The organism is Pseudomonas sp., assembly GCF_048265905.1.
Classification (GTDB): domain Bacteria; phylum Pseudomonadota; class Gammaproteobacteria; order Pseudomonadales; family Pseudomonadaceae; genus Aquipseudomonas.
On record NZ_JBLXAP010000006.1, the window covers coordinates 21,338 to 32,631 of the forward strand.

At 55.5% G+C, this 11,294-nt stretch carries 12 protein-coding genes; 11 read left to right on the forward strand and 1 reads right to left on the reverse strand.

The features are described from left to right. The first annotated feature begins 5 nt into the window (after positions 1 to 5). The 5 genes from ACN0UH_RS10150 to ACN0UH_RS10170 all read left to right on the forward strand — a co-directional run bounded on the left by ACN0UH_RS10150 (position 6) and on the right by ACN0UH_RS10170 (position 5,382). Positions 6 to 1,382, forward strand: coding sequence for an MFS transporter (locus ACN0UH_RS10150; RefSeq protein WP_417661930.1), 1,377 nt, complete (start codon positions 6 to 8; stop codon positions 1,380 to 1,382). A gap of 29 nt (positions 1,383 to 1,411) precedes the next feature. Beyond that, positions 1,412 to 1,909, forward strand: coding sequence for a single-stranded DNA-binding protein (locus ACN0UH_RS10155; protein WP_339490026.1), 498 nt, complete (start codon positions 1,412 to 1,414; stop codon positions 1,907 to 1,909). 200 nt (positions 1,910 to 2,109) lie between these two features. Continuing rightward, on the forward strand, positions 2,110 to 3,342 hold the full coding sequence (locus ACN0UH_RS10160; RefSeq protein WP_417661931.1) for an MFS transporter: 1,233 nt from the start codon (positions 2,110 to 2,112) through the stop codon (positions 3,340 to 3,342). A gap of 230 nt (positions 3,343 to 3,572) precedes the next feature. Continuing rightward, positions 3,573 to 4,457, forward strand: a complete 885-nt coding sequence (locus ACN0UH_RS10165; protein ID WP_417661932.1) for a sugar nucleotide-binding protein — start codon at positions 3,573 to 3,575, stop codon at positions 4,455 to 4,457. Next, positions 4,450 to 5,382: an NAD-dependent epimerase/dehydratase family protein gene (locus ACN0UH_RS10170; protein WP_417661933.1), complete on the forward strand. Its 933-nt coding sequence runs from the start codon at positions 4,450 to 4,452 to the stop codon at positions 5,380 to 5,382. The genes ACN0UH_RS10165 and ACN0UH_RS10170 overlap by 8 nt, the downstream gene beginning before the upstream one ends. 98 nt (positions 5,383 to 5,480) lie before the next feature. Here ACN0UH_RS10170 and ACN0UH_RS10175 read toward each other — a convergent pair whose 3' ends face one another. Further along, positions 5,481 to 6,161 carry an OmpW/AlkL family protein gene (locus ACN0UH_RS10175; protein WP_417661934.1) on the reverse strand — a complete coding sequence of 227 codons (681 nt, stop codon included), beginning with the start codon at positions 6,159 to 6,161 and terminating at the stop codon, positions 5,481 to 5,483. Positions 6,162 to 6,350: 189 nt separating this feature from the next. Here ACN0UH_RS10175 and ACN0UH_RS10180 point away from each other — a divergent pair, with 189 nt between their 5' ends. Genes ACN0UH_RS10180 through ACN0UH_RS10205 form a run of 6 tightly spaced genes read left to right on the forward strand, consistent with a single transcriptional unit; the run spans position 6,351 to position 11,245 of the window. Beyond that, positions 6,351 to 7,118, forward strand: a complete 768-nt coding sequence (locus ACN0UH_RS10180; protein WP_087518965.1) for a DUF3450 domain-containing protein — start codon at positions 6,351 to 6,353, stop codon at positions 7,116 to 7,118. Beyond that, the gene (locus tag ACN0UH_RS10185; RefSeq protein WP_417661935.1) at positions 7,118 to 8,479 is read left to right on the forward strand and encodes a MotA/TolQ/ExbB proton channel family protein; all 1,362 of its coding nucleotides are present in this window, start codon (positions 7,118 to 7,120) and stop codon (positions 8,477 to 8,479) included. The genes ACN0UH_RS10180 and ACN0UH_RS10185 overlap by 1 nt, the downstream gene beginning before the upstream one ends. Next, positions 8,472 to 9,020, forward strand: a complete 549-nt coding sequence (locus tag ACN0UH_RS10190) for a MotA/TolQ/ExbB proton channel family protein (RefSeq protein ID WP_087515548.1) — start codon at positions 8,472 to 8,474, stop codon at positions 9,018 to 9,020. The genes ACN0UH_RS10185 and ACN0UH_RS10190 overlap by 8 nt, the downstream gene beginning before the upstream one ends. Before the next feature lie 11 nt (positions 9,021 to 9,031). Further along, positions 9,032 to 9,442: an ExbD/TolR family protein gene (locus ACN0UH_RS10195; protein WP_029529509.1), complete on the forward strand. Its 411-nt coding sequence runs from the start codon at positions 9,032 to 9,034 to the stop codon at positions 9,440 to 9,442. Continuing rightward, the gene (locus ACN0UH_RS10200) at positions 9,442 to 10,134 is read left to right on the forward strand and encodes an energy transducer TonB (RefSeq protein WP_417661936.1); all 693 of its coding nucleotides are present in this window, start codon (positions 9,442 to 9,444) and stop codon (positions 10,132 to 10,134) included. The genes ACN0UH_RS10195 and ACN0UH_RS10200 overlap by 1 nt, the downstream gene beginning before the upstream one ends. A gap of 1 nt (position 10,135) precedes the next feature. After that, entirely contained in the window at positions 10,136 to 11,245 is a 1,110-nt protein-coding gene (locus ACN0UH_RS10205; protein WP_417661937.1) for a tetratricopeptide repeat protein, read from the forward strand. The last annotated feature ends 49 nt before the right edge of the window (positions 11,246 to 11,294 follow it).

The following is an 11,294-nucleotide window of genomic DNA, read 5'->3' on the forward strand; positions in this document are numbered from 1 at the left end:
TGGTAATGCACGATCTGCACAATGACCGCATGAGTGGCAGCGAAAATCGGGCGGCAGCTGGTCTGTCGATGGTTTTTGCTTTTCGGATGCTCGGCATGTTCATGGTCTTGCCGGTATTAGCGACCTACGGCATGGATCTCAAAGGCAGCACGCCAGCGCTGATCGGCTTGGCGATTGGTGCCTATGGCCTGACTCAGGCGTTCCTGCAAATTCCGTTCGGGATGATTTCAGACCGCATCGGTCGCCGCCCGGTTATCTACGTGGGTTTGCTGATATTTGCCGCAGGCAGCGTATTGGCGGCCAATGCTGATTCAATCTGGGGCGTGATTGGCGGGCGAGTATTGCAAGGCGCAGGCGCTATCTCTGCTGCGGTAATGGCGTTGCTTTCTGATCTGACTCGTGAGCAGCACCGCACCAAAGCCATGGCCATGATCGGTATGAGCATTGGCTTGTCGTTTGCCGTGGCTATGGTGGTCGGGCCGTTGTTGACCCGTGCTTTTGGCTTGTCTGGCTTGTTTTGGGTGACGGCGGTAATGGCCTTGGTCGGCATGCTGATTATTGCGGTGGTTGTGCCCAATAGACCGGGGCAGTTGCAGCATCGCGAGTCTGGCGTGGCGAAGCAGGCGCTGATGCCAACGCTGCGCAATAGTGACTTGCTGCGCTTGGATGTCGGTATCTTGGCTCTGCATTCAATTCTCATGGCTAGCTTCGTGGCCCTGCCGTTGGCGCTTGTACAGGAAGGCAATCTGCCTAAAGAACAGCATTGGTGGGTGTACCTGACTGCTTTGCTGGTCGGCTTCTTCGGCATGGTACCGTTCATCATCTACGCTGAGAAAAAACGCCAGATGAAGCGGGTGCTGGTCGGCGCTGTTTCGGTGTTATTGGCTTGCGAGGTGTATTTCTGGGCGTTTGGCCACAGTTTACAGGCGCTGGTGCTGGGCATTATCGTGTTCTTTACTGCATTCAACCTGCTTGAAGCCTCTTTGCCATCGCTCGTCAGCAAAGTCGCACCGGCGGGCGGTAAGGGAACGGCGATGGGCGTCTATTCAACCAGCCAGTTTCTAGGGGCGGCGCTGGGCGGTATTGTTGGAGGATGGCTGTACCAGCATTACAGCTTGTCGGGGGTGTTCCTCGGATGTGCTGCGATGGCGCTTCTTTGGTTGGCCTTTGCTGTTAATATGCGTGAACCACCCTATGTAACCGGTTTGCGCATGCCGCTTTCAGCTTCAGCAGTGCAAGATACTGGGCTGGCTGAGCGCTTGCTTGCATTGCCCGGTGTGACAGATGCGGTTGTGGTGGCCGAAGAGGCTGCTATCTATATCAAAGTGGACACCCAAAAATTGGATCGTACGGCGCTTGAGAGCTTGATTGAACAAGCCTGAGAGCCGTACTGACAGCTTAGGAGATCGTTATGGCCCGTGGGGTTAACAAAGTTATTCTGGTCGGTACCTGCGGACAGGATCCAGAAACGCGCTACCTGCCCAATGGCAACGCCGTTACTAATCTGAGCTTGGCAACTAGCGAGCAGTGGACCGACAAACAAACCGGTCAAAAGGTCGAGAAGACTGAATGGCACCGTGTTTCGATGTTCGGCAAGGTTGCGGAAATTGCCGGTGAATACCTGCGCAAAGGTTCGCAGGTTTACATCGAAGGTAAACTGCAAACTCGCGAGTGGGAAAAAGACGGCATCAAGCGTTACACCACTGAGATCGTGGTCGACATGCAAGGCACCATGCAGTTGTTGGGCGGTCGTCCAAACAACGAAGGTGGTGATTCAGCCCCACGTCAGCAGCGTCCAGCGCCCCAGCAACGTGCGCCTCAGCCGCAAGCCGCTCCACGTCCAGCGCCGCAGCCACAGGCTCAGCCAGCGCCAGACTACGACAGCTTTGACGACGATATTCCGTTCTGAGGCAATGCCTTAGGCAAATGAGTATGGTTTTAGCTTGAAGCCTCCGCATTGCGGGGGCTTTTTGTTGTTTGGTTGCGGCAAAAAAACTTGGCGATTTGTGCATCTAGCTCTTTTCCGGTGCTTGAGGGTTAAACTGGCAAGGTTTTTTTGCATGCCTATCAACGCACTGCCGTGAGCATTCGCTGTCTGGAAACCCGATTATGTCCAGCACTACCTCGAGCAATTCCCCATCCTTAGCTGTAAAGCTGTCCGATTCAGGCGTTAGTCAAGCCAGTCCTTTAGTGATGCGGGTGATCGGTGCCTGCGCCTTGGCGCACTTGATTAATGATCTGATTCAGGCGGTATTGCCAGCGATTTACCCAATGCTCAAGCTGAATTACGGGCTGAGTTTTACTCAGGTTGGCTTGATCACCTTGACCTTTCAGCTCACCGCTTCCTTGCTGCAGCCCTGGGTTGGTTATTACACCGACCGCCATCCCAAACCCTGGTTGCTGCCGTGCGGAGCGCTCTGCACCCTGGTTGGTATTCTGATGCTGGCTTTTGTAGGAAGCTTTGCGGCAATTCTGATGGCGTCTGCGTTGGTCGGCATTGGGTCGTCGACCTTTCACCCGGAGGCTTCACGCGTTGCGCGGCTGGCGTCTGGTGGTCGCTTCGGGTTGGCTCAGTCGACATTCCAGGTCGGCGGTAATGCGGGGAGCGCTTTTGGCCCACTGCTGGCGGCCGCAATTGTAATTCCCTATGGGCAAGGCCACGTCGCTTGGTTTGGCCTGTTTGCGGTATTTGCTATCGCCGTGCTTTGGGGGCTGAGTCGTTGGTATCGCAATCACCTGAATTTGTTCAAGCTCAAGCAGGGCGGTAAAGCGACCCACGGTTTGTCATCACAGCGAGTGAGACTGGCTTTGGTCGTGCTGGCGGTGCTGGTTTTTTCCAAATACTTCTATATGGCCAGCTTCACCAGCTACTTCACCTTTTATCTGATTAAGAAGTTCGATCTGTCGATAGCCAGTTCGCAACTACATTTGTTTATGTTTCTTGGCGCCGTCGCCGCAGGAACTTTTTTTGGCGGTCCGATTGGCGACAAAATCGGGCGAAAAATGGTGATTTGGGTGTCCATTTTAGGTGTCACGCCTTTTACCTTGGTGCTGCCATACGCCGACCTGTTCTGGACCGGTGTGTTGAGCATGGTGATCGGGTTTATCCTGGCCTCGGCGTTCTCGGCAATTGTGGTTTTTGCCCAAGAACTTGTACCGGGGAACGTCGGTATGATCGCCGGTGTGTTCTTCGGCCTAATGTTCGGCTTTGGTGGTATTGGCGCCGCATTGCTGGGGCATTTGGCGGATATTCATGGCATTGAGTATGTGTACAAGCTGTGTTCTTTCCTGCCATTGATTGGAATCATCACAGTATTGTTGCCTTCTACCAAAGGGGGCTAGCATCGCGTCTGAAAGATGCCGCGCCGCAGCTGTTTGCGGCGCCAAAACAAGGCACTTGCTGGAAGTCAGAGCTTGGATGATTTAGCTTTTTTAAGTGGGTTTGCTGTTTTTGCTGCGCGCTATTTTGTTTTTTATCGTCGGAGCCGTAGTATGCAAGGCAAGTAACTTTAAAAAGCTTTATAGCTTTCTCTTGTTTATAACCCTTCTGATTGCTGAGATAGCTATCGATTATGCGAATGCGTTTGATGCTGCTAGGTGGCGGCAGCGCTTTGGGGCAAGCGCTGATTCGTCTCGGAGCTGAGGAAGATATTAACTTCCTTGCGCCGCGACCACCTGATTCTGGCTGGGATGCCGCCAACCTGACTCAGTTGCTCGATGACACCCGTCCCGATGCCTTGATTAATCTTGCGTATTACTTCGACTGGTTTCAGGCCGAAACTGTGAGTGAGGCGCGCTTTACCAGTCAGGAACGTGCGGTTGAGCGCCTTGCCGAGCTGTGCAAGCACCACGAAATCCGCTTGATCCAGCCGTCCAGCTATCGCGTATTTGATGGCGCGAGGGCGACTGCCTATAGCGAAAAAGAAGAGCCCGTGCCGCTGGGGCTGCATGGCCAAGCATTGTGGCGTCTGGAGCAAAGTGTGCGTGCTGTGTGCTCGCGGCATGTTTTGCTGCGCTTTGGCTGGCTGCTCGACAGCTCGCCGGAAGGTTTGATGGGGCGCTTTTTGGCGCGTGCTGAGCGTGATGAAACCCTTTATCTGGCGGACGACCGCCGCGGTAACCCAACGCCTGTAGACGATGCAGCCCGGGTCATTCTTGCGGTACTCAAGCAACTCGATTGCGAGTCTCCATTGTGGGGCACCTATCATTATGGCGGACATGAAGCGACCACATCGCTGGCGCTGGGACAGGCCTTGCTGAGTGAGGCGCGTAACTTCCGCAGTAATCTGGTTGATGATATAGCTGCGCAAGCCCATGCCGCGCGTCCTGATGTGGCGGAAGAGCCGCAGCATGCGGTGCTGGCGTGTAAAAAGATTCTCCACACTTACGGTATCAAGCCGCGTGCCTGGCGTGCGGGGCTGCCGAGCCTCTTGGATCAATACTATCGTCATGTCTAAGTTATTTCTGGTCACCGGCGGAGCCGGATTTATTGGGTCGCACATGGTTGACGCATTGCTGGCTAAAGGCCATGCCGTGCGGGTGCTGGATAACTTATCGATGGGCAATCGCAGCAATTTGCCGCTAGATAATCCGCAGTTGCAGTTTATTGAAGGAGATGTTGCCGACGCCTCTTGTGTCTCGGCTGCTGTCAAAGGCTGTGATGCGGTGGTTCATTTAGCTGCGGTTGCTTCGGTGCAGGCATCGGTGGATGACCCAGTCAGCACCCACCAAAGCAATTTTGTAGGCACCTTGAATATCTGCGAAGCCATGCGCGAGCACAGTGTCAAACGAGTGGTGTTTGCTTCCAGCGCTGCGGTTTACGGTAATAACGGCGCCGGTCAGCCGATTGATGAAAATACCGCCAAGTCTCCCCTGACGCCTTATGCCTCGGATAAGCTGTCGAGCGAGTACTACTTGGATTTCTATCGCCGCCAGCATGGTCTTGAGCCTGCTGTTTTTCGTTTCTTCAATATTTTTGGCCCGCGCCAGGATCCGTCCTCGCCGTATTCTGGAGTGATCAGTATTTTCACCCAGCGCGCACAGCAGGGCTTGCCGATCAGTGTTTTCGGTGATGGCGAGCAGACACGCGATTTCTTTTTTGTTGCGGACTTGATTGAGTTGTTACAGCAGGGCTTGTTCGCTGAGCAAGTGGTGAGCGATGCGGTCAATGTCGGTTGGAATCAGGCGACGAGCCTCAAACAATTGCTTGAAACCATTGGCGAGCTGTTTGGCGGTCTGCCAGCGGTTACTTATCTGGAGCCGCGGGCAGGTGATATTCGTCATTCGCGGGCCAATAACGATCGCTTGCAACAGGCTTATCGCATGCCGCAGGAAACACCGCTTAAAGAAGGATTGCGTCAGTTGCTGGGCATAACCAAGTAATGTGCTTGGATTACCTGGCAGCGCCTCGCTGCCAGCAAATACCAAAAAGCCGGCATTGAGTGCCGGCTTTTTTATTGCTGCCAAGGCGGGATTAAGCTTTAGAACTTGTAGCCCAGACCGACCATGTACACCCATGGATCGACATCCACATCGAGCTTGAGTTTACCAACACCAGCCAGATCGGCATGAGCGTTGGTATCGATATCGATATAGCGCACTTGGCCGTTGACCATCCAGTGGTCGTCGATCATGTAGTCGGCGCCAATTTGTGCGGACGCGCCCCACGAGTCACTCAAGTCAAGATTACTGAAGCCTTTGGCTTCGGCGCTGCTTGATGTGTCGGCGCCATAGAAAGCGGTGTAGTTGATGCCAATGCCTGCGTACGGTTGGAACGCGTAGTTTTTATCCAGCGGGTAGTAGATAAGGCTCAGGGTCGGAGGCAGCTGTTTAACGTCACCGAGACCGCCATTCAGGCCCGCTAAGCCGCCTTGCAGGCCATGTACACCCACGTCATGCGTGAATGGGGTGGCTGCCAGCAGTTCGATCCCCAAGTGGTCGGTCATCATGTAGGCAAAGTTGAGGCCCAGCTGGGTGTCGCTTTCAACCGTTGCGCTACCGCCCAAGTCACCCAGCGGGCTCTTCACGCCAGAGCTGTCTTCATTCGGATCAACGGTAATAGCGCCTGCGCGGACAATGATGTCTCCAGCTTCATATGCGTGAGCAAAACCAGGGGCGATCGCAAGGGCAAGCAGTGGAGCTATGAGTGTGTATTTATTCATGGATAACTCCTGTTGAGTCATTGGGGTTGTCTGATGGATAAATCATAGCTAACTATCGAAAACTGATATTGATCCAGCTCAATTTAGTCGGTGGATTGCCTTTTTAGAGCATTCACTCATTGCCTTTGCTTACGAATAAAGATGATAATGGTTCTCTTTAACGAGTCTGACGCAGAGGATTTTCACCGCATGAGCCCGTATCCCATCCGCTTATTGGCGGCAGCGTTGATGTTTTCGAGCGCCACCGTGAGCGCTGCTCCACTAGGCGCGGCATTGGATGAAAGCCAAGGTTTGGCTGCTGACGCCAAGGCCTCACAAGCGCGCATTGAAAAACTCGATGACGCCAGCCGTGAAATGCTCATCGAATACCGCAGTGCGCTGGAGCAAGCTGAGGCATTGAAGGGTTATAACGTGCAGTTGCGCGAATTGGTCGCCGCTCAGCAAAAGGAGTTGGCGGGTTATCAGGCGCAGCTTGACGGTATTGAGCGTACCCAGCAGGCAGCCACCCCGCAGATGCGCAAAATGGTTGAGGTGCTTGGTGAGTTCATCAGTGCCGATGTGCCATTTCTGCCGGAAGAACGCGCAGATCGCCTAGCGCAACTGCAAGACTTGTTGCCGCGTGCGGATGTCAGTCTGGCTGAAAAATATCGCCGTATTCTTGAGGCCTACCAAGTTGAAAGCGACTACGGTCGCACGCTTGAAGCCTGGCGTGGTGAGCTGGATGGCGAGCAGGGTGTGCGCAGTGTTGAGTTTCTGCGTTTAGGCCGCGCAATGATGTATTACCAGACCCTTGATGGCCATGAGAGCGGTTGGTGGAATTCGCAGGCGCAGGCCTGGCAGGTGCTTGATAACAGCGCGCGTCGTCCGCTGCATCAAGCCATCGCCATTGCTCGTCAAGAGCAGGCGCCAGCATTGCTCGAACTGCCGGTTAAGACTTTGAACCAAGGGGCCCAGTAATGAGTTTTGTGATAAAGCGTGGGTTGATCGCGGCGCTGGTTTTAAGTGCGCTGCCAGTGGTCGTCAGCGCGGCTGAACCGCTGAGCCCAGACCAACTGCTAGAACGTATTCGCAGTGAGCGTGCCGCCGAAGTCAGCGCCATGCAGCAGCGTGAGCAAGCATTCGTCGCGCAGCGCAGTGAGCGCGCACAGCTTCTGGCCAAGGCTCAGGCAGCTTTGGCCGAGCAAAAGTCCGAAGCGGAACGCTTGAAAGCCGATTTCGATCGTCAGGAAGCCGAGTTGGCTGAGCAAGAAGCCCTGCTCAAGCAGCGTTCCGGAAGTTTAGGTGAGCTGTTTGCTGTGGTGCGTCAGAGTGCCGGTGATGTTGCCGGGCAATGGCAAGACAGTCTGCTTAATGCGCAGTACCCGGAGCGCATCAAGCGCTTGCAGGCCTTGTCAGAAAATCGTGCATTGCCATCGGCTCAAGACCTTGAAGATTATTGGATGGTATTGCTCGAAGACCTCACGGCCAGTGGCCGAGTTGAGCAAGTTGAGCTGCCGGTGGTTGCCGCCGATGGCACACGCAAGCAGCAACCAGTATTGCGTGTAGGTGCCTTCTCTGCCTTCGGCGACGGTCAGTTCTTGCGTTACGACGCCGATTCACATGAGTTGCTGGTGCCTGCGCGACAGCCGGCGGGTTCAGGTCTGGTGAGTGATTATCTGGCAACTAAAGAACCTTTGGCTGTACTGCCGATTGACCCAAGTCGCGGTACGATTCTGGCCCAGTTGCAGCGCAAGCCAAGCATCTGGGATCGCCTGCAACAAGGCGGCCTGGTCGGCTGGGTGATTGTCGCCCTTGGCGCCTTGGGCCTGCTGCTTGCCCTGTGGCGTATGGTTTATCTGGCCAAGGTTAATCGCGGTGTGAAAGCACAGCTGCACAACATCAGCGTGCCGGATGATGGCAACCCGTTGGGCCGTGTAATCGGCGTACTGGGCCCGAATCCGCAACTGTCTGACCTAGAAACCTTGGAGCTCAAGCTCGACGAAGCAATCCTTCAGGAAACCCCGCCGCTGGAGAAAGGCCAAGGTCTGCTCAAGTTGCTCAGTGCAGTTGCGCCGTTGCTCGGCCTGCTGGGTACGGTAACCGGCATGATCGTCACCTTCCAGGCGATTACCCAAGGCGGTGGTGGCGACTCGCGACTGATGGCCGACGGTATCTCGCAAGCATTGGTGACTACCGTACTTGGTTTGGTGGTGGCGATTCCGCTGCTGTTCTTGCACAGCTTGCTGGCAAGTCGCAGTAAAGCCCTGATTCAGTTACTTGAGCAGCAAAGCGCCGGCTTGATCGCGCTGCACCTGTCTGGGGCGCCGCGCCGTGACTGATCTATTCGCCTTATGGCTGCGTGTAACCGACAGCGCCTATGCGTTGCTTGATTTCATGAGCGCGGGCGGTGTGGTGATGTGGGCGTTGGCGGGGCTCTGTGTGGTGTTCTGGACGCTGGTGCTTGAGCGCTTCTGGTTTATGCGCAAGGTCTTCCCGGTGTGGGTTGATGAGCATCGCCACGCTTGGCAGCAAATGCTGCAAGACGACTCTGGCAGTTGGCAGCGTGCCGTGCGCAGCGCTTGGTTGGCCCAGGCGCGGCAACATTTGATGGGGCCGTTGCGCTTGAGCAAAACCCTGGTGGCGATGTATCCGCTGCTGGGTTTGCTCGGCACCGTGAGCGGCATGGTTGCAGTGTTTGATGTATTGGCATTGAGCGGCACCGGCAATCCGCGCGGAATGGCCGCAGGTGTCTGGCAGGCGACATTGCCAACCATGGCCGGCATGGTGCTGGCGATTACTGGATTGTTCAGCCTGGCGCGTCTTGAACGTAACGCCCGTCAGGCAATTGAGCGGCTGGCTGACCAGCTGCGACACGACTGAGATAGCTAATCATGAGAATGCGCCGTCACCATCAGCAAGACGAAGACACCGGCATCGACCTGACGCCGATGCTCGATGTGGTCTTTATCATGCTGATTTTCTTTATCGTCACCAGCTCATTTATCAAAGAGTCTGGTGTCGAGGTTCAGCGCCCGCAAGCGCAAACCGCCAGTCCACAGGACAAAGGCAATATCCTCATCGCGATTACCGCTGATGGGCAGGTATGGATGGATAAAAAAGTGGTTGATGTGCGCAGTGTTCGCGCTAATGTTGAACGCATGCGTGTCGACCAGCCCGAAGGTGCGGTAGTGGTCCAGGCTGATCAGGATGCTCGCACCGGCTTGGTGGTGCAGGTGATGGATCAGGCGCGTCTGGCAGGAGTTCAGGATGTCGCGCTGGCTGCCACCTCGGGAGCGCTTTGATGCGTGTGGCATGGTCGTTTGTAAGTGCCTGCTTGATCGCAGTACTGCTGTTTGCGTTGATGCTGTACATGGTTGCGCCGCCAACTAGTCAGCCGTCTGATGAGCCGGTGACGGTGGCAAACTTTGTGCGTATGGATACCAGTTCCAGCGACACGGCGACGCGCACGCGTCAGCAAGCGCCGCAGCCGCCACAACCGCAGACACCGCAGCCACCGACGCCGCCAACACCGGTTGCGGCGACACCGAATGCGAGCATGCCGAAGCTGGATATCGACCTGCCAACCATGAACAGTGGCGTGGCGGTAAACAGTGCACCAACCCCGAACCTGACCGGCCTTGTGGCTGGCGCTGCTGCGCCGAGTGCGCCAGCTCCGGCTCCGGCAGCAGACGCGGGTGCGCAGTCCGGCGGGCCAGAAAGTGAGGTCATGCCGCTCAATGATGTGAGTCCGCAGTATCCGCGTTATGCGTTACAGCGGGGTATTGAAGGCCACGTAAAACTGGCTTTCACAATCAATCGTGCGGGCGCGGTTGAGAACGTGCGTGTGCTTGAGGCCAGTCCCAAGAATGTATTTGAGCGTGAAGCCCGTCGCGCAGCTGTGCGTTGGCGTTTTGCTCCGCGCACCGAAGGTGGTTTAGCTGTGGCGCGTGAGGCAGTAAAAACTTTGTACTTCCGTTTACAGGGAGATAGCTAAAATGATCCGTTTAGCACTGATTTTGAGTTTTCTGGTCAATGTCAGCCTGGTCAGTGAAGTGTTCGCCGCCGGGCAGATGGTGGAGCCCAGCGTGATGCGGGCGTTGAACACTGCTCAGGTCGCGCAGCAAAAGGGTGACTATGCGGCGGCTGAACGTGCTCTTGATGGTGTAAAGGGTGAGGCGGGTAGTCTCGAAGAAACTTTGTTGTGGCGCAGTCATGGCTACCTTGCTTGGGCACAAGGACGCAACGGCAAGGCGATTGAGTTTCTCAACAAGGTCGTCAAAAGTGGCAAGCTCGACGACGCCTCACAAGCCAATGAAAAGCTCAACTTGGCGAAGCTGAACCTGACGCAGCAGCGCTATAAAGAAGTTATCCGCTTGCTTACCCCCGTTCCGGCTAAGGCCAGTGAAGAAGTTTTGCAGATGCTGGTGCAGTCTTATCAAGCATCCGGTCAACCTGCTAAAGCACTACCTTTGGCTGAGCGCTATGTGCAGGCTCACCCTCGTGCTGAAGATCGCTGGTTGCAGTTTTTGGTTGGGGTTAACGCTGACCTCAAGCGCTATTCACAAGCTGAAAAGTGGCAGCAGCAGTTGCTCGCCCGTAGCCCGAATGATGTACAACACTGGCGCCAGTTGGCGGCGTTGCAACAACTCTCCGGAAGCTATGAAAATGCCTTGGCGACCTTGCGTACGGCGCGTACCAAAGGCCTGAACTTCAGTGCCAAAGAACTGGATAATCTGACCTTGTTGGCCAGCGCCGCTGACCAGCCGTGGCAGGGCGCCAAATTACTCAAAGGCATGCTTGATCAAGGGTTGCTGGCGAACAACAGTACACGCCAGGAGCGTCTTGGCTTGTTCTACTGGCAAGCACGTGATCGAGCCCATGCGGTCGAGGTTTATCGCCAGTTGGCTAGCGCTTCAGGCAGCGGCAAACATTGGATGAATGTGGCGCAGTTGGAGTTGGAGCAGTCACGCTGGAAGGCTGGGCTGACCGCACTGAAGAAAGCTGAAAGCGCTGGCGCCGACCGGCGTCAGGTGCGCGAGTGGCGAAACTGGGCGGAAAATGAGTTGAATGCTGGCGCCAATGACCGTCTCGCCAGCACTCACTAAGGTGGGAGACGCTTTTTACCCACCATTTCGGCTGCATAGATTCACGCCA